Annotated in this window: 28 protein-coding genes; 20 read left to right on the forward strand and 8 right to left on the reverse strand. The window is 41.4% G+C overall.

The window, feature by feature from the left end:
* Positions 1–71: 71 nt before the first annotated feature.
* On the reverse strand, positions 72–605 hold the full coding sequence (locus tag G509_RS0110065) for a hypothetical protein (protein WP_026991419.1): 534 nt from the start codon (positions 603–605) through the stop codon (positions 72–74).
* A 122-nt stretch (positions 606–727) separates the two neighbouring features.
* On the opposite strand from G509_RS0110065, the gene G509_RS0110070 reads away from it, so the two are divergent.
* Both G509_RS0110070 and priA read left to right on the forward strand, forming a co-directional pair.
* Positions 728–1,282, forward strand: a complete 555-nt coding sequence (locus tag G509_RS0110070) for a DUF1543 domain-containing protein (protein WP_026991420.1) — start codon at positions 728–730, stop codon at positions 1,280–1,282.
* 53 nt (positions 1,283–1,335) lie between these two features.
* Positions 1,336–3,786, forward strand: a complete 2,451-nt coding sequence (gene priA, locus G509_RS0110075) for a replication restart helicase PriA (protein WP_026991421.1) — start codon at positions 1,336–1,338, stop codon at positions 3,784–3,786.
* 5 nt (positions 3,787–3,791) lie between these two features.
* Here priA and G509_RS0110080 read toward each other — a convergent pair whose 3' ends face one another.
* The gene (locus tag G509_RS0110080) at positions 3,792–4,490 is read right to left on the reverse strand and encodes a LytR/AlgR family response regulator transcription factor (protein WP_026991422.1); all 699 of its coding nucleotides are present in this window, start codon (positions 4,488–4,490) and stop codon (positions 3,792–3,794) included.
* A gap of 175 nt (positions 4,491–4,665) precedes the next feature.
* On the opposite strand from G509_RS0110080, the gene rpsF reads away from it, so the two are divergent.
* The 3 genes from rpsF to rplI are packed head-to-tail and all read left to right on the forward strand — an operon-like array spanning position 4,666 to position 5,769.
* Positions 4,666–5,007, forward strand: coding sequence for a 30S ribosomal protein S6 (gene rpsF / locus G509_RS0110090; RefSeq protein WP_026991423.1), 342 nt, complete (start codon positions 4,666–4,668; stop codon positions 5,005–5,007).
* A 3-nt stretch (positions 5,008–5,010) separates the two neighbouring features.
* Positions 5,011–5,307, forward strand: coding sequence for a 30S ribosomal protein S18 (gene rpsR, locus G509_RS0110095; RefSeq protein WP_020211613.1), 297 nt, complete (start codon positions 5,011–5,013; stop codon positions 5,305–5,307).
* 15 nt (positions 5,308–5,322) lie between these two features.
* Positions 5,323–5,769, forward strand: coding sequence for a 50S ribosomal protein L9 (gene rplI, locus G509_RS0110100; RefSeq protein WP_026991424.1), 447 nt, complete (start codon positions 5,323–5,325; stop codon positions 5,767–5,769).
* Between the two features lie 449 nt (positions 5,770–6,218).
* On the opposite strand, the gene G509_RS0110105 is transcribed toward rplI, so the two are convergent.
* The 3 genes from G509_RS0110105 to nadC are packed head-to-tail and all read right to left on the reverse strand — an operon-like array spanning position 6,219 to position 8,451.
* Positions 6,219–6,647, reverse strand: a complete 429-nt coding sequence (locus G509_RS0110105) for a DUF2147 domain-containing protein (RefSeq protein WP_026991425.1) — start codon at positions 6,645–6,647, stop codon at positions 6,219–6,221.
* Between the two features lie 20 nt (positions 6,648–6,667).
* Positions 6,668–7,594, reverse strand: a complete 927-nt coding sequence (locus tag G509_RS0110110) for a YihY/virulence factor BrkB family protein (RefSeq protein ID WP_026991426.1) — start codon at positions 7,592–7,594, stop codon at positions 6,668–6,670.
* Positions 7,594–8,451 (reverse strand): carboxylating nicotinate-nucleotide diphosphorylase, encoded by an 858-nt coding sequence (nadC, locus tag G509_RS0110115; protein ID WP_026991427.1) that lies wholly within the window; start codon positions 8,449–8,451, stop codon positions 7,594–7,596. Before nadC ends, G509_RS0110110 begins: the two co-directional genes overlap by 1 nt.
* A 170-nt stretch (positions 8,452–8,621) precedes the next feature.
* On the opposite strand from nadC, the gene G509_RS0110120 reads away from it, so the two are divergent.
* From G509_RS0110120 to G509_RS0110140, 5 genes are all read left to right on the forward strand, one after another.
* Positions 8,622–9,512 carry a hypothetical protein gene (locus G509_RS0110120; RefSeq protein ID WP_026991428.1) on the forward strand — a complete coding sequence of 297 codons (891 nt, stop codon included), beginning with the start codon at positions 8,622–8,624 and terminating at the stop codon, positions 9,510–9,512.
* Between the two features lie 45 nt (positions 9,513–9,557).
* A complete protein-coding gene (locus G509_RS0110125; protein WP_026991429.1) occupies positions 9,558–10,034 on the forward strand; it encodes a tetratricopeptide repeat protein in 477 nt (158 codons plus the stop codon).
* Positions 10,035–10,094: 60 nt separating this feature from the next.
* Entirely contained in the window at positions 10,095–10,547 is a 453-nt protein-coding gene (locus tag G509_RS0110130) for a hypothetical protein (protein WP_026991430.1), read from the forward strand.
* A 3-nt stretch (positions 10,548–10,550) separates the two neighbouring features.
* Positions 10,551–11,006: a hypothetical protein gene (locus G509_RS0110135; protein WP_026991431.1), complete on the forward strand. Its 456-nt coding sequence runs from the start codon at positions 10,551–10,553 to the stop codon at positions 11,004–11,006.
* Positions 11,007–11,090: 84 nt separating this feature from the next.
* Positions 11,091–11,552, forward strand: a complete 462-nt coding sequence (locus tag G509_RS0110140) for a hypothetical protein (protein ID WP_026991432.1) — start codon at positions 11,091–11,093, stop codon at positions 11,550–11,552.
* 4 nt (positions 11,553–11,556) lie between these two features.
* Here G509_RS0110140 and G509_RS21840 read toward each other — a convergent pair whose 3' ends face one another.
* Positions 11,557–12,492 (reverse strand): mechanosensitive ion channel family protein, encoded by a 936-nt coding sequence (locus G509_RS21840; RefSeq protein ID WP_035738828.1) that lies wholly within the window; start codon positions 12,490–12,492, stop codon positions 11,557–11,559.
* 193 nt (positions 12,493–12,685) lie between these two features.
* Here G509_RS21840 and G509_RS0110155 point away from each other — a divergent pair, with 193 nt between their 5' ends.
* The 7 genes from G509_RS0110155 (at position 12,686) to rlmH (ending at position 20,003) form a co-directional block, all read left to right on the forward strand.
* On the forward strand, positions 12,686–13,153 hold the full coding sequence (locus G509_RS0110155) for a DUF6495 family protein (RefSeq protein ID WP_026991433.1): 468 nt from the start codon (positions 12,686–12,688) through the stop codon (positions 13,151–13,153).
* 116 nt (positions 13,154–13,269) lie between these two features.
* Positions 13,270–15,270: an NAD-dependent DNA ligase LigA gene (gene ligA / locus G509_RS0110160; RefSeq protein WP_026991434.1), complete on the forward strand. Its 2,001-nt coding sequence runs from the start codon at positions 13,270–13,272 to the stop codon at positions 15,268–15,270.
* A 1-nt stretch (position 15,271) separates the two neighbouring features.
* Positions 15,272–15,946 carry a DKNYY domain-containing protein gene (locus G509_RS0110165; protein WP_026991435.1) on the forward strand — a complete coding sequence of 225 codons (675 nt, stop codon included), beginning with the start codon at positions 15,272–15,274 and terminating at the stop codon, positions 15,944–15,946.
* Positions 15,947–15,979: 33 nt separating this feature from the next.
* Positions 15,980–17,428, forward strand: a complete 1,449-nt coding sequence (locus G509_RS0110170; RefSeq protein ID WP_026991436.1) for an MBOAT family O-acyltransferase — start codon at positions 15,980–15,982, stop codon at positions 17,426–17,428.
* Positions 17,429–17,431: 3 nt separating this feature from the next.
* The gene (locus G509_RS0110175) at positions 17,432–18,424 is read left to right on the forward strand and encodes a hypothetical protein (RefSeq protein WP_026991437.1); all 993 of its coding nucleotides are present in this window, start codon (positions 17,432–17,434) and stop codon (positions 18,422–18,424) included.
* Positions 18,425–18,451: 27 nt separating this feature from the next.
* The gene (locus G509_RS0110180) at positions 18,452–19,459 is read left to right on the forward strand and encodes a hypothetical protein (RefSeq protein ID WP_026991438.1); all 1,008 of its coding nucleotides are present in this window, start codon (positions 18,452–18,454) and stop codon (positions 19,457–19,459) included.
* A 70-nt stretch (positions 19,460–19,529) separates the two neighbouring features.
* Positions 19,530–20,003, forward strand: a complete 474-nt coding sequence (rlmH, locus tag G509_RS0110185; protein ID WP_026991439.1) for a 23S rRNA (pseudouridine(1915)-N(3))-methyltransferase RlmH — start codon at positions 19,530–19,532, stop codon at positions 20,001–20,003.
* Positions 20,004–20,192: 189 nt separating this feature from the next.
* On the opposite strand, the gene def is transcribed toward rlmH, so the two are convergent.
* Positions 20,193–20,843, reverse strand: coding sequence for a peptide deformylase (gene def / locus G509_RS0110190; protein ID WP_026991440.1), 651 nt, complete (start codon positions 20,841–20,843; stop codon positions 20,193–20,195).
* A 3-nt stretch (positions 20,844–20,846) separates the two neighbouring features.
* Positions 20,847–22,238 carry a phosphoglucosamine mutase gene (glmM, locus tag G509_RS0110195; RefSeq protein WP_026991441.1) on the reverse strand — a complete coding sequence of 464 codons (1,392 nt, stop codon included), beginning with the start codon at positions 22,236–22,238 and terminating at the stop codon, positions 20,847–20,849.
* A 195-nt stretch (positions 22,239–22,433) separates the two neighbouring features.
* Between glmM and G509_RS0110200 the strand changes: the two genes are divergently transcribed.
* From G509_RS0110200 to G509_RS0110210, 3 genes are all read left to right on the forward strand, one after another.
* Positions 22,434–23,018 carry an acyl carrier protein phosphodiesterase gene (locus tag G509_RS0110200; protein WP_026991442.1) on the forward strand — a complete coding sequence of 195 codons (585 nt, stop codon included), beginning with the start codon at positions 22,434–22,436 and terminating at the stop codon, positions 23,016–23,018.
* A complete protein-coding gene (locus G509_RS0110205; RefSeq protein ID WP_035738830.1) occupies positions 23,018–23,683 on the forward strand; it encodes a DNA alkylation repair protein in 666 nt (221 codons plus the stop codon). Before G509_RS0110200 ends, G509_RS0110205 begins: the two co-directional genes overlap by 1 nt.
* Positions 23,684–23,755: 72 nt before the next feature.
* Entirely contained in the window at positions 23,756–25,576 is a 1,821-nt protein-coding gene (locus tag G509_RS0110210; protein ID WP_026991444.1) for a chloride channel protein, read from the forward strand.
* Positions 25,577–25,595: the final 19 nt, after the last annotated feature.

Here is a 25,595-nt window from a genome sequence, read left to right on the forward strand (position 1 = left end):
CTGGTTATTTGAAGGTATCACATAAAAAAGACTCCGATAATCGGAGCCTTATATTTATTGGAGAATCTATATTATAGCTTGATCGTTTTAATATCGCTATCTTTAATATTATAATATTTAACTACAGCATCATAATTAGTAAGGTCTACCGGAGCGCTTTGTTTACCGGTTGCTGTTAAATATCCAGGTATAATTAATGCCCTGAAAATTTGATTTTGAGTATAGGCTGTTGGATAAGTAGACAGATTAAAATCGCCATCTAAATAAATAACTACTTTATCTATAGAAAAGTCAAAGTTATAATCCAGGAAGCTACCATCATTAAAATAATAGGTAGTTGGTAAAGATCTCCATACATCATTACCATTATCCGGGTCGGCGCCATCATACCTATAAACCACGATCATATCAGACGATGGTATATTTGGATTTAAAGGAATTGTAATAGAGCTGGATGTACCACCAGTAGCAAAATTCACATTAGTAACCTCATAGTTTTCTGCAATGGTATCTCCATCTCCGCTTACCACCACATCGTCATCATTATTACAGCTGGTTAAAGATAGTAGTCCTGCAGCGGTAAAAAGTAAAAGTATCTTTTTCATAATCTTAAAATATTAAATGTTTGATATATTGTTTACGAAAGTATTTCAAAAAATGCGCCAAAAAATATTTTTAAGTGAATTTTAGGAAAAAAACATGGACTGATTTTTATATTTGCCTTACTATGATACAACAAAAACTTTACATGGTTTTGCTGGGATGCACGCCAAATGGCAGGCTTACAGAGCAGCACGATATATTTTTTGGCATTGCACCAACACTCTTAGACCTTAAGGCCGATATGTATGCTTTTTGGCCCGATGGCGGCCAGCTGCACGGCGATGCCTGGCGCGAGGTTACCCATATTAATGGATACAGCATTACCATTGTACCCAAAGAAGAAGCGGTTATTACCGAAGAAAAACTGTTTTTACTGAATTTAGGAGGTTACAAGCCAGGCGAGTTCGAAGAATATCATTACAAAGCACTTGTTGTGGCTAATAATATTGGCAAGGCTATTAAACAATCTAAGCAAACCATTTTTTATAAGCATTATGGCTTTAAAGGCGCCGAAAGCCATATTGACGAAAAGTACGGCCTTGATGTAGACGATATGCATAAGGTGGAAGATATACTACCTGCACTGCACAAAGAAAGATACCATATTGCCATTACTAAAACCGACGAAGTTTTTGAAGATGAACTACACATTGGCTATTTAAAACTGGGCAGGCGGTAGTATTATAGTGAGCCAAAAAAAACCACTATCTTTGTAGTTCCCAATAAAAGTATATGCCTTATTTTACCCAGGTAATCCTGCCCTTAGCGCTGCCAAAATCTTTTACTTATTCTGTTAACGAGGCAGAATACGCTTACTTAAAGTCCGGCATGCGCGTTGCAGTACCTTTTGGAAAGAATAAAATATACACGGGACTGGTGATTGAATTGCACCAAAATCCGCCACAACTGTATCAGGCTAAAGAAATTCACCAGATACTGGATGATAACCCTATTGTTACAGAAACCCAGTTACAGCACTGGAACTGGATTGCAGAGTACTATATGTGTACCATTGGCGAGGTCTATAAATCGGCCTTACCGGGAGGATTTATATTAGAAAGCGAAACCATTATTACATCGCAAAAAGACTTCAATCCGTTAGAAATAGCTCTTACGGATGAAGAATATTTAGTGTACGAAGCACTGCAAACCCAAAGTGCGCTAAAAGTACAGGAGGTAGTTTCTATCCTCAACAAAAAAACAATACTGCCTGTAATCAACAGGCTGATTGCCAAGAACGCGGTATCGTTGCAGGAAGAGATATCCGAAAAATATAAACCAAAAACCACCCGCTACATACGGCTGCAACCCGAATTTTTACAGGAAAGCCAGCTAAGCGAGTTGATGGAACTGCTAAGCCGCGCCCAAAAGCAGCGCGAGGCCGTGCTACAGTATTTTCAGCTGCATGCTGCCGAAAAAAAGCCTGTTACCGTTAAAAAACTTACCGAAGCCGGTACTACGGCTGCCGTTATAAAATCTCTTATAGATAAAGGCGTTTTCGAAGAGTATTTTTTAGAAGAAGACCGCGTGCAGTTTACCGGATCTGGCAATGCAGCATTTAACCTAAGCGAAAAGCAACAAGGTGCTTTTGATGAAATCAAGGCCAGTTTTGATAAGCATGCCGTTACACTGTTGCACGGTATAACATCGAGCGGCAAGACTGAAATTTATATTCGGTTAATAGAAGAATTTATAAACAGCGGCAAGCAGGTGCTATACCTACTGCCCGAAATTGCCCTTACTACACAGTTAGTAGTAAGGCTTACCGCCTATTTTGGCAATAAAGTAGCGGTTTTTCATTCTAAATACACCAATAACGAGCGTGTTGAAACCTGGCAGCAGGTGTTAGAAGCTTCGGCAAAGGCACAGGTAGTAATAGGCGCCAGGTCGGCATTGTTCCTTCCCTTCCAAAAATTGGGGTTGATTATTATAGACGAGGAGCACGAGCAAACTTTTAAACAACAGGACCCTGCACCACGCTATCATGCGCGGGATGCCGCCATTGTATTGGCAAACATGTTTGGAGCTAAAGTATTGTTAGGGTCAGCAACACCAAGCATAGAGAGTTATAGCAATGTAAATGCCGGCAAATATGGTTATGTGGCACTAAAAGAGCGTTTTGGCAAGGTGCTGCCGCCCGAAATTATTTTGGTAGATATTAAAGACAAGTACAAGCGCAAACGCATGACGGGCCATTTTAGCGATACCATGACCGAGGCTATTGCCGAAACCCTCGCACTGGGCAAACAGGTTATCCTGTTCCAGAACCGCAGGGGCTTTTCGCCGTGGATTGAGTGCATGACGTGCGGCCATGTACCGCAATGCCCGCAGTGCGATGTTAGCCTTACCTATTATAAGTATAAAAACCAGCTGCGCTGCCACTATTGCGCCTACCATATTGCCAACCCCACCCACTGCCACCAGTGCCATAGTACCGATATTAGCAGCAAAGGCTTTGGTACAGAGCAGATAGAACTGGAACTAAAAACGTTGTTCCCCGATAAGAATTCGTGGCGTATGGATCAGGACACTACGCGTGGCAAGCATGGTTACGAAAAAATAATAGACTCCTTTAAAAACAGGGAAATAGATATACTGGTAGGCACCCAGATGCTTGCCAAAGGCCTGCATTTTGATAATGTGGGGCTTGTGGGGATACTAAATGCCGATAATATGCTTTTTCAGCCCGATTTCAGGGCGTTTGAGCGTGCCTATCAAATGATGGTTCAGGTGGCGGGCCGTGCAGGCCGTAAAGAAGACCGCGGCACTGTACTGATACAAACCTACAATCCGTTACATAATGTAATACGCCAGGTTACCGAGAATGATTATGAGGGCATGTTTAAAGAGCAGATATACGAAAGGCACAATTTTAAATATCCTCCTTATTTTAGGCTGGTGCGCATTATTTTAAAACATAAAGACTACGAGAAGTTAAAAAACGCATCGCTCTGGCTCCACAATGTATTAATGCAACACCTTAATAATATACCGGTGCTGGGTCCGGAAGAGCCCGGTATAAGCCGTATACGTAACGAGTACATTCGTGCCATTATGATAAAGATACCACCTGGGGCAGCCCTGGGCAACACCAAAAGAACAATAGGCAAAATATTAGAAAGCCTGGATGCCGTGCCCCAGTACAGATCGGTTAAAGTAACCGTAAACGTAGACCCTTATTAAGGAGCCTACTGGTTTTTGTTAAGTGCGTTAGCCAAATCTTCTTTCTTATTACGGCTAAGCGGAATTTTAGTCGACCCAATTTCGGCAAACTTGCTGTTAAAGCGGTCTACCTTATCTATATTAATAATGTACGATTTGTGCACCCTTAAAAATTTATCTTCCGGCAGTTCGTTCTCAAAAGATTTCATGGTACTAAGTACCAGATGCGTCTCTTCGTCGGTATTAATCTTAATATAGTCGCCAAAAGCCTCTACCCAACGTATCTTTGTAATAAATATCTTAAAATTCTTAAGATTGCTTTTTACAAATATAAATTCGCCTTCTTCTTCGGGGCCGTCTTTTTTAAGCTGCTGCATATCAATGGCTTTTTGTGCAGCTTTATTAAATCGGTCTTTGGTTACAGGTTTGTGCAGATAGTCTACCGCGGCATAGTCAAAGGCTTTTAGTGCATAATCTGACTTAGATGACACAAAAATAATCTGGGGGCGGGTTTTAAGTCCGTCCAACAGATCGAAACCACTTTGTACCGGCATTTCTATGTCTAAGAAGAGCAGGTCTACACTTTTATTTAAAATGCAGTTACGCGCCTCAGATGCATTAGAAAAGTCACCCACGAGCGTTAAGTCGGGATGTTCGTTAACCAGCTTAGCGATGGTTATACGCTGAATGGTGCTATCATCTACAACAACACAGTTAAGTTTCATGTGTTATCTCAGTTTAGTAAAGGTTATAGTAATAGGTTTTGCTATTTTTGATGGATGATTACAAATATAAAGAAAAAAAGCTTTTTTTAACATTCAAAAAAAGCAAATTTAGGCCTTGTACATTAAATATAAATAACTACATTTGCACCCAATTTTATAACAAAATTATTGTATTATGAATCACTATGAGACTGTTTTCATCTTGAATCCCGTTTTATCTGAAACCCAGGTAAAGGAAACAGTAAGTAAGTTCGAAGACTACCTTACTTCACGTGGAGCCGAGATCGTATCAAAAGAAGACTGGGGCCTAAAAAAACTGGCTTACGAAATCCAGAACAAAAAAAGCGGATTTTACACGCTTTTACAATTTACTGCTCCGGCAGAAGTATTAATCGGTTTCGAAACTGAGTTTCGCCGTGATGAGAGGGTTATGCGTTTCTTAACTGTAAGCCTTGACAAACACGCAATATCTTGGGCTGAGAGAAGAAGGGAAAAACTAAAAACTAAAGCAAACTAAGTTATGTCAACTATAGAGCAGTCAGCTAAAGGCAAAAAAGACGGAGATATCAGATATCTTACGCCTTTAAATATCGAAACGAACAAAACTAAAAAGTATTGCCGTTTTAAAAAATCAGGTATCAAATATGTTGATTACAAAGATCCTGACTTTTTGTTGAAATTTGTTAACGAGCAAGGTAAAATACTTCCTCGTCGCCTTACAGGTACATCTCTAAAATACCAGAGAAAAGTATCGGTAGCCGTTAAAAGGGCACGTCATTTAGCGTTAATGCCATATGTGGCTGATTTACTAAAATAATAAAGAGGCAAGATTATGGAACTTATACTTAAACAAGACGTACAAAACTTAGGTTTTAAAGACGATACGGTTACAGTTAAAGCCGGTTATGGCCGTAACTACCTTATACCACAAGGATTTGCAACTTTAGCAACTCCAACAGCTAAAAAAGTTTTAGCTGAAAACCTTAAACAAAGGGCATTTAAAGAGCAAAAAGTAGTTAACGATGCTAAAAGCATTGCTGAAGCGCTTAAAGCTCTGGAAATCAAGATTACTGCCAAAGCTGGTGGCGAAAAACTATTTGGTTCTGTAACCAATGCTGATATCGCTGAGGCTTTAGAGAAAAACGGGCAGTCTATCGACCGTAAATACATTACTTCTGGTATTGTAAAACGTACAGGTAAATACAGTGCAAGCATCAGGCTACACAGGGAAGTAATCGTAGATCTTCCTTACGAAATTGTTGCTGAGCAAACTGCTTAATACCGTACTACATTATATAAGAAACCTTCGCAACGCGAAGGTTTTTTTGTTTATACACCTCACAACCAACATCTTGCCAGATTAATAAATGACTTTTATTTACGTAAGTGTAAGTGAACCGAGTGAAGTTCAACCCACGAACCCAAACCCGCAACACCCAATCCTGATTAGCCCCGATTGAAGCGGTATCCTGCCGACCACAGGGAGGCAGATTTAGCGTAAAGCGGGAATTGCGACGTCCGAAAATGCCCTTGCCTTTCGCTTCTAATTCTTACAAAAACACGCAATTTTAACAGTGATATTTCACTTTCGGACATTAAAAAACACTTCCTGGCAGAGAAGTGTTTTTGGTATGTTTGATTGTTATTTCAAAATTATGAGTTTTGAGTTGAGTGTTATGAGTTTCGTGTTGCTTTTAAACCCGAAACTCCAAACCCGGAAACCCGAAACTATTTCACCCTATGCCAAACCTGGCTGCGGCCCAGTAACGATATGCCCATGTAACCACGAACGCTAAGCTTGTCTTTACCATCTAATTTAATGGTACAGCTGTACAGTTTGCCTTTTTGCGGATCCAGGATATCGCCATCGGTATACTCGTCGCCGTCTTTTTTAAGGCCTTTAATGATGGTAAGGCCTAAAATAGGCTTGTCTTTGTCTTCGCCTTTGCAGTTTTGGCATTTGGCGTTCTTTTTAGCCGGGTTAAGTATCTCTACCACCTTGGCGTAAATTTTGCCGTTTTGCTCATACACTTCAACAATAGACTTGGCTTCGCCGGTTTCATCGTCTATGGTTTTCCATTTTCCGGTAACCTGTGCCGTGGCCGAAAGTATGCCTGTTAGGGCCACGAATAAGAAAGTAAAAATTATGCGGTTCATATTTAAAGTTGTTAATTTTATTAAATATACAAATTTTTCCGTTTTAATTTATGAATCAACGCATTTAATTCGAATCCCAATAAAAGTATAAAGCAGTTAATCCATATATACAACATTAATACAAGTAGCGTGCCAATAGACCCGTACAGCTCGTTGTACTTAGAAAATCGAACCACATAAATTCCAAACCCGTAAGAAGTTAGGCCAAACAACACGGTACTAAAAACCGACCCATAGCTAAAAAATGCGGCCTGCCGGGTTTCTTTAGCAGCTACTTTAAACAGTAGCGATGTTGTGGTAAGTATCATTAAAATCAAAAACAGGTAGCGCCCCCACTCCAGCAAATACACATTATTTTGCAGGTAGCCCCTAAAGGTAAGGTTACGGATAATGATTTCGAACGTTACAATTGCGGCCACGGTTATTATAAGCAGTACCGACAGCACTAACGACAGCCCGATGGCCACCGCATATTGCCTGAAAAACTTACGCTTAATGGTAATGTGCATACTGTTTTGGAAACCGCTTAAAATGGCATTCATACCATTGCTCATAAGCAGTATGGCCAGCAGGATACCGGTAGATAACAGGCTTTCCTGACTGTTGAGTAAAATATCCGACAGTATGCCGCTAATAGCATCGTAGGTATTGGGTGGCACATTATCGGCCACAAACTGCATAAAATCGTCGCGGAAGCCCTCCAGCGGTATGTGCGGTATTAGGTTTAAGATGAACAGCGCAAACGGAAAAAGCGACATAAAAAAGCTAAACGCAATAGCCCCCGCCCTATAGCTAATATCGCCCTTTAAAATACCGGTAATGTACAGTTCTATAAGATGATAGAGCGTTAACCCTTCAGAATACGGAAGCTTTATGCTCTTGCCAAACCGCACCGCATATTTTAGCACCGGTATGCGCTCAAGCTTATGTTCCAGTTCTTTAGACATTACAGTGCTTTAAGGCTTAAATCCATGTTGTAAATAGAGTGCGTTAGCGCCCCACTACTAATGTAGTTTACGCCACATTCGGCATACTGGCGCATGGTATCTTCGTTAATGCCGCCACTCGATTCGGTTTGGCAATAGTCGCCAATAAGGGCCACGGCCTCGCGGGTTTGCGCATAGTCAAAATTATCAAGCAGTATGCGGTGCACGCCAGGGTTGGCAATAATTTCGCGCACCTCATTTAGGTCGCGCGCCTCAACAATAATTTTAAGGTCTAAGTTGTTGGCTTTTAAATACTCGTGCGTTTTAGTAATGGCAGGTGTAATGCCGCCGGCAAAATCTATATGGTTGTCTTTAAGCATAACCATATCGTACAGGGCAAAGCGGTGGTTTTCTCCGCCGCCAATTTTTACGGCCCATTTTTCGAGGGCGCGAATGCCCGGCGTGGTCTTGCGGGTATCTAAAATACCGGTGCCGGTACCGGCCAGTATGTCTACATATTTTTTGGTTTTGGTGGCAATAGCACTCATACGCTGCATGGCGTTAAGCACCAGCCTTTCGGCCTTAAGTATGCTTTGCGAGCTGCCCGCCACGTGAAAAACCACATCGCCGTACTGCACCGGGGTGCCGTCTTGTATAAACACCTCAACGGTAAGGTTAGGGTCTACCGCCGCAAACACCTGCTGCGCAAAAGCCACCCCGGCAATAAGGCCGGTATCTTTTACTAAAAGTTTGGCCTTGCCGGTAGCCGAAGTCGGTATACAGGCCAGTGAGCTATGGTCGCCATCGCCTACGTCTTCTCTAATGGCATTGGCTATAATAAGTTGTAATTCGTGCTGAAATTGGGCATTAGATATCATTGCAATTGTTTAGTTAGGCTAAAATAAGGATTTTTTTTGGGAATGGAATTGCTCTGCCGAAACCAATGTTTACATCACTTTTACATTTCTTACAAAATAAATGTTAAGCAAATGAGGAAATCCGTAAGGAAGTGTAAATTAGATTGTTTAGTTTAGAGAAAAAATTGACTATGAAATTACTCATGCTTGATATATTAGACAACGAAAAAATATTTCCGGTAGTGATAAGTACGATTACTACAATTGTCGTATTTTTTCTAACCTTACTAACAAAAAATTTTATAGACACGAGAATTTTAAGATCCAAATTGAATACCGAGCATAAATTTGATCAAAGAAAAAAAATAAAGGAAGTATTAGCTAAACATAAAGTACACCTTCTAAGCGCGTGTGAAGATTTCAATTATCGTATGTGGAATTTCGCCAACAACCACAATAATAATTGGTTAAAAGTTAATGGAAATTACTTAGATAGAAATACGTATTATTTTCAATCCTTTATATATCGCCTTTTAGCAGTTTTAGCGTGGTCAAAAAAAATTCAGAAAGACATGATTTATTTAGATACTACAATTGCTTCAAAAGAAGACTTAGATTTCATAAAAATTTTAAATATATTTCCCTGTATGTTTTGCGATTTAACGTTTTTAGAGGGCCTGCAAGCTAACACTAATAATACCGACCATTTTTATAAAAATGAATTTGATCATTATGCGTATTATTTAATTACAGATGATGGCATTAAATCATTTTCAACATATTTAGATGAATTATCTACATCTGGATCTAAATTAAACCATTTATTTTTATTCTTTGATGGTATGTCTCCATTGGAAAGTAGAAAAAGGTGGGATAGATGTCACTTATTTCAAATTACAGTCATAGCTTTTTTAAATAACTATGGTTATGATTTTCAAAAAACAGACCCTGAAAAATTCAAAGAAATTTTAAATTTACCGAAGAGATCTTCTTATCTACCAAATTATTTTAAACTCTTGGATGATTATTGCTTAATGCATAACAAAAAAATTAAAGAACTAAAAAAAATAGCGAAGGTATAAATTAGATACATTACAATCTTCTCTATTGTACATTAGAAATTAAAAATGCAAAACCTCCTCCTCTCCCTCCTGCTCTGTTTTACGCTGACAGGATATGCCCAGCAAAAAGTTAAAAAGGTGCAGCCAAAGCCAGCGCCTGCAACCGCAGTGGTTACAGAAGAGGAGAAAACCTACCGTAAACTGATTATGATAGCCGACGACCTGTCGGCTAAAAAGCAATTTACCCTGGCCGCAGGCTTTTTTACAAAAGCACTGGCGTATAATATTGAAGTGCCTGAAACCACCCTTAAAAGGGCTATGGCTTATTTTTATGCGTTAGACTACACTAATGCCATACCTGACTTTACCACCGTGCTTGATACTACTACAGAGCCGGCAAACATTTACTTTTTAAGGGGCATTAGCAAACTTAACAGCCCCGATAAAACCGGCGCCTGCGACGACCTTACCAAAGCCAAAGAACTGGGCAAAACCTTTGAAGACCCCACCACCCTAACTAAGTTTTGCAGCACAAAGCAGTAGCGTGGTATTGCTGTAAATTTTATATATTAGTCGGCTTAACACCTTAGCCTTTCGTAACCCATGCAGGATTTATTAGACGAAGACGAATTTTTAGCCCCAAAACCCGAACCTGCTCCATGGAAATACCTAACAGTATTTTGTTTAATAGCTCTTGCACAAGTTATGGCTCTGTTTGTTGCGATTCGCTTTTTTCCTGATGCAATAAAGGAAGGAGACGAGATGCTGGCTGCCCTCACGGTAATTATTTTACCATTGGTTACTATATTTACGATGTTTTTTGGCCGTAGAAAAAACCGCTACCTTCCAAAAAAAATTATTGCGCTTTTTATTCTTATTCTATTAGGGTTTTATTTTGTTACGATCATGTCGATATCTGTTGCAGTTGGCTCTGCTACAGTAAGTACAATTTTTATAATTATGGGTTCATTTATGGCTTACTTTGTGTTGTGTTGTGTAATAATCCTTCCCATTGCTAATGCAATTCAAAAACGCGCCAAGCTAAATAGAATATAACCAATGAAAGACCTCCTTAACGAAGACGAATTTGTAACACCGGTAAACTACAACCCGTGGAAATCGTTCGCGGTGTTTTACTGTTTTGCAATTGCACAGGCAGGTATTGCCCAACTAATTACATATGCCGGCAATTCAAGCTATCAATCAAGGCTCATGTCGGGTTTCTTTAATATAATAGCGGGAATAACTATTTGCCTGGTAATGTTTTTACACAAAAAACAGAATCTTGCTTTGCCATGGCCCGTAAAAATTAAAGCTGTTTTATTACTCACAATAATTAACGCTGCTTCGTTACTGGCATTGGCAGCATTATCTTACAATGATTTTATGGATTCATTTGCCTTCTATTTTGGCAGATGTGTAATGGCGGCACTGATATACCTCTGCATGTATGGCATCTGCTGTTTAGTAGTTTACATAGTCCAAAAATCTAAAGAAAAAAACGGCAGGCTGTAAATAGCCTACCATCCAAACTGTTAAAGTACAATCTGCATATTCCTTATTTTATGTAACTTAGTATACCATCTAAACTAAAATTACATGAAAAAGTTACTCTACACTTTTATTGCCTGCCTTACCGTTGCGGCGGCTTCGGCTCAAAGCACCATCGATAAACAGCTTCAGGGAAGCTGGATGCTGGCCGAAGCTATGGTTAGCGGCATGCGCATTAACGTTACTGCTCAAACCATTACTTTTAGCAAAGCCAAAGAAGCCGAACTAACACAACAGCAACGCGACGTTATCAACTCGCAAAAGCAGGAGGTTTTTGATAACCTAAAAGGCAGCAGGGTTATAATTTCGGGTAAAACCATTGAGTTTTATATGGGTAACATGGGCAAACAGGGCACCTATACGGTTGCACCTTATAGCGATGCCCATGTACTTAAAGTTACGTATGAAGATGGTTCTGCCGACGAGATGATCGTGTTTATTAAAGATAAACAACTGCACATTACCAAAAGCGACGACATAGACCGCGACGAAATGGTTTTTGCCAAATAGCTACTTACGCATGCGACTGGAAGTTGTTGCTTCCCTCCTCTTCGTCGTTGCCAAGTACAGCACCGAGGCCCATATCCTGTAGGGTTTTGCCACCCTTCATTCCAAAATCGAGCGTTCGTATAGGGTACGGAATCATAATGTCGTTTTCATCGTATGCCTTTTTAATGCGCATAATGGCTTCGCTGCCCACTTTTTTGTAAATTTTAAGTTCGGCGCTTTCTATCCACATACGTACCGACAGGTTTATAGAGCTATCGCCAAACGATGTAAAAAACAAGGTGGTGGGCTGCGTTTTAGATATGTCTTCTATATCCTTAACGGCATCCAGGGTAACCTGTTTTACCTTATCAAGGTCGTCTCCGTAAGACACGCCAATATTAAGGTCAAAACGGCGCTTGTTAGAGCGTGTAAAGTTCTCTATCGGGTTCTGAAAAACATCTTTATTAGGTATAATTACTATAGGCCCCGTAAAAGTATTTATTACGGTGTCGCGAAGGTTAACCTCTGCCACTTTGCCCATAAAGCCTTTTATAAGTACAATATCGCCCACCTTTATAGGTTTCCTGAACGATATAAATATACCCGACATAAAGTTGGCCGCAATATCCTGAAACGCAAAGGCCAGCGCCAAACCTAATATACCGGCACCTGCCAATATAGAGGTTACTGCCTTGTCTAAACTTAAAACACTTAGCACCGTAAACAGCGTAATACCTATAAATACAATGTATATAAACGATGCAAACAAATTATTCAGCGTAGCATTGTGCGATACTTTTGCTATCAGCCTGCCCGCAAGCCTGCGTATTAGTTTGGCTATAAAAAAGCCAAGCACTAACAGTACGGCCGCAAGCACTATATTTGGCAACAGGCGTATAAGTTCGTGGCCCCATCGGGTTAGTTTGTTGGTAAGTAGTTGGGTTGCGTCGTTAATATCCATAATCGGTAGGTTTTAGGGGTGTTTTAGCTAATTTACCCATTACATTTTACAACTTTGGCCGGCTTAAGTTTATTTTATGAGTTTCAGCCCAGTGTTTAACTTTTTATTAAATGCAAAAAAAGTAGCCCCGCCCTGCCTGATATTTGCTCAAAAATCTTGAACTTCGCGGCGTTAAAATTAGCTTACACACAACATGAAATATACCCGCTTAACAAAAGAACAGTTAGAAGAGCTTCACCCGGAGTTTATTACCTTTCTGGCATCGCAATCTATAGATAAAGCCGCCTGGGATGAACTTAAAGCCACCAAACCCGAAACCGCCGAACACCAGCTCGATGTGTTCTCTGACCTGATATGGGACTCGGTTATTACAAAGGCCCAATGGCTGGAGCATTACTCTAAAAACCACATTTTTTTGTTTAAGCTGGACCAACAGGGTATGGAAAGCATTGTTATACATGCCCACACCCCTACCGCCGACTTTTTAACCGAAGGCGGCCTGCAATGGCTTAACGAAAATATTTTTAGCGACGAGGTGCACATTACCCGTGGCAAAAAAGATTTTACCGAAGACCGTAACATTGCCATATTCAGCCTTATAGAGCAGGGCGCCATTTTAAGCGAAGGCGTGCTGTATAAGCAGCTGGAGGATATGTTTTAGCTCTGGAGGAACTTAGGGACTGAGGTTCTTAGAGGCTGAGACACTAAGCGGCTAAGAACCTCAGCACCTTTCTAATTTTTTTTCTAAATTAGCAGGGCAAACAAACTTTTAATTTAATGGACATCCTCCAAACCATTCAGGCGCTGCGCGAAGAGCTTAACCAGCACAATTACAACTATTATGTACTTGATGCCCCTACTATTTCTGATTTTGATTTTGACATCAAACTCAAACAATTACAGGAGCTTGAGGCCAAACACCCTGAATATTTCGACGAAGATTCGCCTACCCAGCGTGTGGGCGGCGCCATTACCAAGAATTTTAATACCATTGCACACGAGCAGCGCATGTATTCGCTGGATAACTCTTATTCTAAAGAAGAACTTTTGGAGTGGGAAAAACGCGTACATAAAGGCCTGGGCACTACTAACGTGCAATATACCTGCGAACTTAAATATGATGGTGCATCCATAAGTATTACCTACGAAAATGGCCGCCTTACTAAAGCCGTTACCCGTGGCGATGGCTTTCAGGGCGACGAGGTTACCACCAACATAAAAACCATTAAGGCCGTACCCATAAAGCTTAAGGGCGATTATCCCGAGAAATTCGACATTAGAGGCGAGATAATCCTTCCGCTACAGGGCTTTGCCAAAATGAACCAGGAACTTATAGAAATTGGCGAAACACCTTATGCCAATCCGCGTAATACGGCTTCGGGTAGTTTAAAACTACAAGACAGCGGCGAGGTAGCCAAACGTCCGTTAGACTGCCTGCTGTACTCTATAATAGGCAATAACCTGCCGTTTAAAACCCAATTTGATGGATTAGAAAAAGCACGCCAGTGGGGCTTTAAAGTACCCAAACAGGCCACGCTTGCCAACTCTATGGACGAGGTGCTTGCCTTTATAGACCATTGGGATACGCACCGCCACGACATGCCTTACGAGACCGATGGTGTGGTTATTAAGGTAAACGACCTGCACCAGCAGGAAGAGCTTGGTTACACGGCTAAGAGTCCGCGCTGGGCAATTGCCTATAAATTTAAGGCCGAACGTGTTGCTACACGCCTGCATAAAATAACCTACCAGGTGGGCCGCACGGGTGCCATTACGCCGGTTGCCAACTTAGAGCCGGTTCAGCTGGGCGGTACCACCGTTAAACGCGCCTCGCTACATAACGCCGACCAGATTGCAAAACTCGACGTTCGCGAGGGCGACGAGGTGTTTGTAGAAAAAGGAGGCGAGATTATACCAAAAATTATTGCAGTAGACTTTACCAAACGCCCTGACGATTTAATGCCAACGGTTTATATAGATAAATGTCCGGAATGTTTTACCGATTTGGAGCGCAAAGAGGGCGAGGCACAGCATTACTGCCCTAACTTTTACGGTTGCCCTCCGCAAATAATTGGGCGCATACAACACTACATTTCGCGTAAAGCAATGGATATTGAGGGCCTTGGCGGCGAAACCGTTGCCCTGCTCTATAATTCTGACCTGGTGCATAACTATGCCGACTTATACGAGCTTAAAAAAGAGCAGATTATTCCGCTGGAGCGTATGGCAGAAAAATCGGCCGATAACCTAATTAACGGTATCGAAAAGTCAAAGGAAATTCCGTTTGAGCGCGTGCTGTATGCTTTAGGTATAAGGTATGTGGGCGAAACGGTTGCCAAGAAACTGGCCCGCCACTACAAAACCATCGATAATCTGGCGAAAGCCTCGCTAATGGACCTGGTATTAGTAGACGAGATTGGCGAACGTATCGCGCAAAGCGTGCTGGGCTTTTTTGAAAACGAAGAGAATATTAAAATAGTTGAGCGCCTTAAAGGCTACGGTGTTCAGCTTGAGGCTGTGGCTGTTGCCGATACTACCGTGAGCGATAAGCTTGCCGGAAAAATAGTGGTGGTATCGGGCGTGTTTGCAAAATTCTCGCGCGATGAGCTTAAAAAAGCCATTGAAGATAACGGCGGCAAAGTGGGCAGCTCCATCTCATCCAAAACCCATTATGTGGTAGCGGGCGATAATATGGGCCCTGCAAAGCTGGAAAAAGCCAATCAGCTTGGGGTTACCATTATTACCGAAGACGAGTTTATTGCCCTGATAAATCAGTAATATGAAAAATGCAATTGCTGCCTTAATTAGCTGTATTATATTATTACTACTGTCTGTTGCTGCAACGGCACAGGATAAAACACTTGCAACTGTAACAAAAATAAGCAGAAAAGACAGCTTAGAAGCTGCTGCAGAACAGCAAAATGCAGCATTATTATGGAAACCTGCCACAACAGACAGCCTGCTTTGGATAAACAAAAATGGAGATATTGGCAGAAAGTCGGCATACTATGTTGAATGTGTAGGAGCATACATACCTTATTATATAACAACATTTGATAACAAATTACATACACCTTACAAAGATGTTATCGAGCTAAAAACCTTTAAGTTTTTTGCAGGTAGCAAATATGGTTTGGGCGCTTTTTTTAAAGACAGTAAACACATTTACCACTCTTGGGGAAATTCGGGCATTGGTGGTTTTAGTATTATAGATGCCGACTATAACACGTTTAAAAATTTAGGTAATTGCTATGCCATTGACAAATATAAGGTGTATGATGTTAATTTCGGTCAAATACAGGGAGCCGATGTAGCCAGTTTTACACTTATTGACAGCGAAAATTGCATTGGTAAAGACCAAAACAATTTTTATAAAGGTGATATAATAATTAACGAGTCCGAACTGGACGACCCTGAAATAAAAGCCATTATAAAGAAGTTTAAAAACAAATAACTTGCCCACAACAACCCTCAGCTCCATAAAAAAATGCTCTTTAACTCCATACAGTTCGCCCTATTTTTACCGGTAGTATTTATACTTTACTGGTTTTTGGCGCGCAACAGCTACAGGCAGCAAAACATACTGCTTTTGGCTGCCAGCTACTTTTTTTATTCCTGTTGGGATTGGCGCTTTCTATTCCTGCTCCTGTTTTCTACCCTTTTGGATTATGCCGCAGGCTTACAGATAGCAGCAACCGATAATCATAAACTAAAAAAAACCTGGCTATGGCTTAGTATTGGTATTAACCTGGGCTTTTTAGGCGTTTTTAAATACTATAACTTTTTTGCCCAGTCGTTTACACAACTACTCAACGGCTTTGGCTTAGAGGCGCATGCAACGACCCTTGGCATCATTCTGCCGGTAGGTATATCGTTCTACACCTTTCATGGCCTCTCTTATATTATAGACGTTTACAAGGACCGTATTAAGCCCGAATGCAACTTTATAGATTACAGCCTTTTTGTAAGCTTTTTTCCGCTGCTGGTGGCCGGCCCTATAGAGCGTGCCACACACCTGCTGCCACAGCTTAAGCAAAAGCGTACCTTTAATTTAGACCAGGCTAAAGACGGCCTGCGCCAGATATTATGGGGCTTGTTTAAAAAAGTGGTTATTGCCGATATGTGTGCCGAATATGCCAACCTTATCTTCGACCATTACGACGACTATTCGGGAAGCAGCTTATTTTTAGGCATGCTGTTTTTTACCTTCCAGATCTATGGCGACTTTTCCGGCTATACCGATATTGCCCTGGGCACAGCACGATTGTTTGGCATAGACCTGCTTCGCAACTTTGCCTACCCCTATTTTTCGCGCGATATTGCCGAATTCTGGCGGCGCTGGCACATATCGTTATCCTCCTGGTTTAGAGATTATGTATATATTCCCCTTGGTGGAAGCCGCGTTGGCACGCTAAAGAAAGTCCGCAACATATTCGTCATATTTCTGCTAAGCGGTTTTTGGCACGGGGCTAAGTTTACATTCATTGTATGGGGGCTATTGCACGCCCTGTATTTTTTGCCGTTGCTGCTTACCAACAACAACCGTAAAAATTTAGACATTGTGGCTGCAGGCCGTTTGCTGCCATCGGTTAAAGAGCTTGTGGGCATGCTAACCACCTTTATGCTGGTAGGCTTTGCCTGGATATTTTTTAGGGCCGAGAGCATGGCGCACGCCTACGGTTATGTTGGCAGGATGCTCTCTAAGAGCTTGTTTACAGCACCTGATATTCCCACTAAAAAAATTGCTGTGTTAACCTTAGTGCTAACCGGTATTTTCTTTTTTGTAGAATGGCTTGGGCGCGAAAACCAGTATGCCATACAAAAAATGGGGCAAACCTGGAAAAGGCCGGTTCGATGGGCATTGTACTACGCCATAATTATAGCAATATGCCTGTTTGCAGGTAAAGATGAGCAATTTATATACTTTCAGTTTTAAGCCATGAAACAATTTATAGTGCTTATTCTAAAGTTTTTAATCCCCATAATAGTTGTTATAGGCATTTATGTAGTAGCCGATCCGTTCCGGGTTATATGGCAATATGACTCCTATTTTGAGAATAACAAACCGGGCATCCACGTTAACCGAAGCATTGCAGGGGCAGCCAATTTTAAAAATAAATACAAACAGTACAAATACGATTCGTTTATTTTTGGTAACTCGCGTTCTTTAGCCTGCCAGGTGGCCGACTGGCAAAAGCACCTGCCCCAGCCTGCAAGTGCCTACCATTTTGATGGCGCCGGCGAAAGCCTCTACGCCTTAAACAAAAAGCTGAGCCTTATAAACAGCACAAAAACCTCCATTAAAAACGCCGTATTTTTTGTAGACCAGCAACTGTTGCGACAAAGCCGCCCGGATAATGGCCATTTGTTTACAGTAAGCCCCCTTATAGACTCTGATTGCAACACACTAACCTACCATGCTACATTTTTAAAGGCATTTTTATCGTATAAATTCATCTTTTATTACATCGACTTTAAACTAACCGGCCAATTAAAGCCCTATATGGTGCCCACTTTTTACAGGCCCATACAGTACAACGCGGTTACTAACGAGATGAACTCTCAAATTATGGAAGACCAGCTTGCTAATGGTACCTATTATACGCCGCAGCGGATGTCGGTTTTTTATGAGAGGGATACCGTACAAACCTATTTTAAGACTTGTATAAAGAAAAAACAAAAGAAACTACTGGCAGAAATAGCCTCGGTTTTAAAAGATAACAACACCAATTATAAAATAATAATAAACCCCTGCTACGACCAGAAAAAGCTAAGCGCTGACGATATGCAATATTTAAGGCAGGTTTTCGGAGCGCAAAATGTATTCGATTTTTCGGGTATTAACAGCATTACCAATAACTACCAAAATTACTACGAGGCCGTACATTACAGGCCACATGTAGCAGCCGGTATTTTAGATTCTATTTATTAATTTGAAGTACGCCTTGGTTTTTAAAGCATGAAAAACTTTATTATTTTACTACTCAAATTTATAATTCCACCGGTTTTACTGGTGGCAGGCACCTATGCGTGGCTCGATCCGTTTAAGGTTTTATGGTATTACGACTCGTATTATATTTCGGGTTCGCAAACCGGCATCCCTTTAAATAAAGAGTATGTAAGCACTACTAATTTTGAAAATCGCTACGCCAAACAGCAGTATAACTCTTTTATTTTTGGCAGTTCACGCTCTATGGTTTATAGCATTGCGCAATGGCAGGAACATCTTCCGGCAAATGCAAAACCCTATCATTTTGATGCTTCCGGCGAAAGCCTGTTTGCCTTACATAAAAAACTTGTGTACCTGGATAACAAAGGCGTAAAGCTAAATAACGCTCTTGTAATTATAGACCATAGCCTGCTTGTAGACATAAAGCCCGCTACCGGGCCTTTATTTGTAAATGCACCGCAGCTTTTAGATAATGCAAACATTTTAGAGTTTCATTATACCTATTTAAAGGCGTTTTTATCGGCGAAGTTTATACTTCCATATCTGGATTACAAACTCTCCGGTACTGTAAAACCATACATGAAACGCAGTTTTTTTGTTACTCCTATTAACTATAACCCAATTACCAACGAAGTGCAAAATACATATGCACACAGCGAAATTAAAAACGGAACATTTTACACACCCGAACGTATGGCGTTATTTTATAAAAGAGATACCGCACAATATTATTACAAGTCCAGCCTTAAACAAGCACACCGGCTAATGCTACAGGAAATAGCCGCCATACTAAAAAAACATAACACCAATTATAAGATAGTAATTAGCCCGCTTTACAACCAGAAAAAGCTTGCTGTTGCCGATGTAAATTATCTAAAACAGTTATTTGGCAATGAAAATATTTACGATTTTTCGGGTATAAATTCCATCACTAACGATTATACCAATTATTACGAAACATCGCACTACAGGCCCCAAGTAGCCCGCAGCATTGTAGATTCTATTTATAAATTTTAAAACTGCCCTATACTTTGTAACTTTACAAACTTTTCGACTTTAAGACTTTACAAACTTTCGACTCACGTACATGAACATCAAACTTATAGCCATAGGCAAAACCGATAATAAAGCCCTGCAAACCCTTATAGACGATTACCAAAAGCGGTTGTCGTTCTACATTAAGTTTGATATGGAAATTATTCCGGATATTAAGAATGTAAAAAACCTGAGCGAGGCACAGCAAAAAGAAAAAGAGGGCGAACTTATATTGGCTAAGCTATCGGCCACAGACCAGCTTATTTTGCTCGACGAGAACGGCAAAAATTTTAGCAGCGTAGGATTTTCAGACGAGCTTCAAAAAAAGATGAATTCCGGCATTAAAACACTGGTATTTGTAATTGGCGGGCCTTATGGCTTTAGCGATGCCGTTTACAGTAAAGCCCAAGGCAAAATATCATTATCGGCCATGACGTTTTCGCATCAAATGGTGCGCCTGTTTTTTATAGAGCAGGTATACAGGGCATTTACCATTTTAAGAAATGAGCCATATCATCATCAGTAAAATCAGTATCCATTTTAGATTTTAGATTTTAGATTGAGTGCGAGTGCGAGAGTGAAGTTGCCAACAACTGACAACCAACAACCAACAACTAAAATTGGGCACAAAAAAAACAGCCGCGCCTGGCAAACTTGGTGCGACTGTTAATTAATTTTAACTTACAATGCTAATATAACACTAATTAGCTGATAATTATTGTCTTCTAAGCAATTTTTCTAAATATAAATTTACTTCGGCGTTTATAAGGCTATATTGCTGCTTAGATTGCTGCGCAAGCCTGTCTGTAAACAAGATACCTAACAAATGGTCTGTTTCGTGCTGAAATATAACCGCCGTAAAGCCTTCTACCATTTCGTCGTGAAATTTACCTTCTAAATCAAAGTAAGTAAGGCGTATTGTATAGTTGCGCAACACGTCTCCCCTAATGTCCGGAATCGATAAACAACCCTCCGCACCCTTTCTCATAAGTGCCGATCGCCATGTAATTTTGGGGTTAAGGTACACCTCAAACGGTTCGCCGGGCTTATCAAAACGCTGCACCCAGATAACATTTTTGTTGATGCCTATTTGCGGTGCGGCAATGCCTACGCCGGGGTGCGCCGTGTCTTTAACCGTGGCATACATGCGCTGGGTTAGTAGCAAAAGCGACTCATCTTTTACGTCTATATTGGTAGAAAGGGTTTGTAAAACCTTTAAATCGGCCGCCTCAGTAACCTGAAGCAACCGCATTTTAGCATTCCTGTCGCCGCCCTTAACAAGGGCACGGTCGGTATCGCTAAGCCTTTGGGCCTGGGCGTTTGCAAAAAACAAAAGGGCTATAGCAGCCAGTAAGGTATTTTTCATGGCTTAGATTCCCGCTACGGCTTTAATCTCGTTAATAATCCTAACCGCAAGGTCATCGGCTTTTTGCTGCGTTTGCGCCTCGGTATAAATCCTTATAATTGGCTCAGTATTCGATTTACGTAAATGCACCCACTCATCGGCAAAATCAATCTTAACGCCATCTATTGTAGATAGTTGCTCATTGATATATTTACCCGCCATAGCCTCTAAAATAGCATCTACATTAATTTGCGGGGTAAGCTCAATCTTATTTTTACTCATATAATATTGAGGGTACGAAGCCCTTAGTGCCGCAACCGATTTGATATTATTCTCGGCCAGATAGGTAAGAAACAACGCCACACCCACCAGCGAATCGCGGCCGTAATGCAGCTCCGGGTAAATAATACCGCCATTGCCCTCGCCACCTATTATGGCGTTATTTTGCTTCATTAGCTCCACCACATTTACCTCGCCAACAGCGCTGGCCTCATAAGTACCGCCATATTTTTGTGTAATATCGCGCAACGCACGCGAAGACGACATATTGCTAACCGCATTGCCCGGCGTTTTGCCCAGCACATAATCAGCACACGCCACAAGGGTGTACTCTTCGCCAAACATTTCGCCATCTTCGCTAATAAACGCAAGGCGGTCAACATCAGGGTCAACTACAATACCAAAGTCGGCTTTCTCCTCCACCACAAGCTTGCAAATATCGCCCAGGTGCTCTTTAAGCGGCTCCGGGTTGTGCGGAAAATGCCCGTTAGGCTCGCAATACAGCTTAACCACCTCTACACCCATTTGCTCTAAAAGCTTGGGTATTATAATACCGCCCGACGAGTTTACGCCGTCTACCACCACTTTAAAACCGGCCTTTTTAACAGCATCAGCATCTACAAGCGGCAGGTTTAGCACCTCGTCTATATGTATATCCATATAGGCATCGTTAATGGTAATTTCGCCCAGGCTGTCTACATCGGCAAAATTAAAAGCCTCAGCGTCGGCAATTTCCAGTATTTTAGCGCCATCATCGCCACTTAAAAATTCGCCTTTGGCATTTAAAAGTTTAAGGGCATTCCATTGTTTTGGATTGTGGCTTGCGGTAAGTATAATACCACCATCGGCATTTTCCATAGGCACGGCAACCTCTACCGTTGGCGTGGTGCTAAGCCCAAGATCTATTACATTAATGCCAAGGCCTATAAGGGTATTGATAACAAGATTGTGTATCATAGGGCCTGAAATACGCGCATCGCGGCCTATTACCACCGTTAATTTTTCTTTATCCGAATTATTTTTAAGGAAAGTTCCGTAAGCCGAAGCAAATTTTACAGCATCTACCGGGGTAAGGTTGTCGCCAGTGTGGCCGCCAATTGTACCCCTTATGCCTGATATCGATTTAATTAAAGTCATTTTGCATGTGTTTGTTGTAAAAGCAAAGATAACTTATTTAGATTTTTAGATTAACAGATTTTAGGAATATTAGAGCAGGACGGGCAGACGTAAGATAATAGATGATAGACAGGCGCAGCTTTACGACCTGATGACTTTGCTACTTTGAAACCCTATAACTTTCTTCATTAAAAACTTTTTCCCTATCTTAGGTCTATGAATTTTTTAGCACACATATACCTTTCGGGCGATAACGACGAACTTAAGATTGGCAATTTTATAGCCGATGGCATTCACGGTAAACCCGATGATTTTCCGCCGGGCATACAAAAAGGCATCATGCTGCACCGCGCTATAGATAGTTATACCGATGTTCACCCCATCTTCAGGCTGGGCACTAAACGCCTGCATGCCAGCTACCACCACTATGCTGCGGTTATTATGGATATTTTTTACGACCACTTTTTAGCTAAGAACTGGTCTAATTACAGCAACATACCGTTAGAAAAATACACCGCCGATTTTTACCAATTGCTACAGGATAATTACGATATTTTGCCCGAACGCTCTAAGGGCATGCTGCCCCACATGCTGCAATACAACTGGCTGGTTAGCTACGCTTCTATTGAAGGTATTGCCAGAACACTAACCCAAATGGACCAGCGTACCAAAAATAAAAGCGGCATGAAAGGCTCTATAAAGGAACTGCATGAATTTTATGCCGAGTTTGAGGCGGAATTCACCGCGTTTTTTGTGCAGATACAAAAGCATGTTGAAGAGAAAAAAGCAGCACTGCTGTAATGGATTTTATACCAGCACTTAGCCGGGCTTTCGCCGAAAATGCATCGGCCACCAATGCCGGCGCAATGGCAAAATACATGAAGGGCCTTTTCCCTTTTTACGGACTAAAGACCGATGTTAGGCGCGCACTTACCAAAGATTTACTTGTACAGTATAAGGACGAAGTTAGCGGCAACGCTCGCCAAATTGCGCTGGAATTATACCGCAAGCCCCAGCGTGAATACCATTATACGGCTATAGAAATTGTAACGAAACAGCTTAAAAATAAGTTTGTTACAGAGGATATAGCCCTGATAGAAACACTTTTGGTTACCCACGCTTGGTGGGATAGCGTAGACACTATTGCAAAATACCTGCTGGGCGGCTACCTGCAACAGTTTCCGGAACAGATTCCAACAGTAATTAAGCGATTTTCCGATTCGGATAACATGTGGCTTAACCGGTCGGTTATACTATTTCAGCTTGGTTACAAAAAAGCTACCAATGTAGATTTGCTGTTTGTCGAATGTAAAAAGCACAGCCATTCTAAAGAATTTTTTATACAAAAAGCCATTGGCTGGGCATTGCGCGAGCATGCCAAGACCGATCCTGATGTGGTGCGCAATTTTGTAGCAACCGCCAATTTAAAACCCTTAAGTACCCGCGAAGCCTTAAAAAATATATAAAATGGGTTGAAAATTTTTAGTAAAAGAATTATCTTAGCGTTTTATTGCAAATCCTCAAATTTTTTCTACTAAATGCCCAATCGCATTATCACCAGGATCAGGTTGTTTTTTCGGCACAACCTCGGTCGGCTCGAAGCCTTGTTCTTTCTACTTAAAAGCCTTTTGTCCGAAAGGCATTTTATTTACCTGTCGTGCATACTGGTGGGGCTCTCTACATCTTTTGCAGTAATTGTACTTAAAAGCTTTGCGCATAACGTTTTCCTGGGGGCTACCTACGTAAACAGATATCTAAAATTACCCTATATTAACAGTATACTGCCCATTGTAGGCATACTGCTAACCGTTTTTGTGGTTAAGCGCGTGCTTGATGGCAGGATAGAAAAAGGCAGCTCGCGCATACTGGTTGCCGTGGCAAAAAAGGGCGGAATTATGCCCCGTAAGCAAATGTATGCCCAGATAATCACGGCATCGTTAACGGTTGGCCTTGGCGGATCTGCCGGACTCGAATCTCCCATTACCATTACCGGTGCGGCCTTTGGATCTAACTTTGCACGCAAATACAAACTCTCTAAAAACGACAGGATACTGCTCCTGGCCTGCGGTGTGGCTGCGGGTATTGCTGCTGCGTTTAACGCCCCTATTGCAGGCGTGCTTTTCTCTATCGAAGTAATTTTGACCGATGTTACCATATCGGCCTTTATCCCAATTATGATATCGGCCGCTACAGGCGCATTAGTCTCAACCATAGTACTTAACGAAGAGGTTTTGCTGACTTTTAGGCGCCCTTTACATTTCGACTGGCACAACATTCCGTACTATATAGTACTGGGGCTGCTTGCAGGTTTTGTATCGTTGTACCACGCAAAGGCCTTTCAAAAAGTCGAGGCGCACTTTGCCAAACTAAGGATAAAAGGCTACCGCAAAGCACTATACGGTGCTATTCCGCTGGCGCTTATCATCTTTATGTTCCCCACACTTTTTGGCGAAGGATACGAAAGCATCAGGATACTCTCTAACGCCCACCCCGAAGAGCTATTAGACAACACAATATTAGAAGAATTTAAGCAAAACGGCTGGGTACTGCTGCTTTTTGCAGGTATTACCATGCTGTTAAAGGCCTATGCTACAGGGTTAACACTTGCCAGCGGAGGCAACGGCGGTAACTTTGCGCCATCGCTTTTTGTGGGGTCGTACCTTGGGTTTTTTGTAGCCAAATTCTTTACTATGTTGGGCTTTTCTAAAAACCTGCCAATAGACAATTTTACCATTGTGGGCATGGCCGGTATTTTGAGCGGGTTGTTTCATGCGCCGCTTACGGCTATCTTCTTAATTGGCGAAATTACAGGCGGTTACAATCTTATGGTACCGCTTATGATAGTGTCATCCATCAGCTTTGCGGTATCAAAACAGTTCGAAACTTACTCTATGGATGTTAAGCACCTTGCCGATAAAGGACAGGTGTTTACCTCTAATAAAGATAAGAACATACTTTCCAGCCTTGATATTATGGAGGTGGTTACCAGCGATTTACCAACCCTGTCGGTAAACCAGAAAGCCGAAGATGTTATTGCATTACTATCCAACACCCAATACAACCATTTTGCGGTAACCGATGATAAGAACCGCCTGCTGGGCGTGGTCGATTTTATAAACATAAGGCAGATGATATTCAGTGCTTTTAAGGTAAAATACGCCACGATGGACGAACTAATGACCCTCCCCGCAGAGGTGGCATCGGTAGAAGACTCCATCGAAATGATCATGGAAAAGTTTGAAAATACGCATGTTAGCTACCTCCCCGTTCTTAAAGACGACCGCTACTACGGCTTTATTTACAAAGAAAAAGTACTCGAAGCCTACAGGCAAAAGCTCAAGGATATGGTTATTGAGTAAGTTCAAAACGCTGATTTCC

It is taken from the genome of Flavobacterium subsaxonicum WB 4.1-42 = DSM 21790, assembly GCF_000422725.1.
In the GTDB taxonomy this organism is placed as follows: Bacteria; Bacteroidota; Bacteroidia; order Flavobacteriales; family Flavobacteriaceae; genus Flavobacterium; species Flavobacterium subsaxonicum.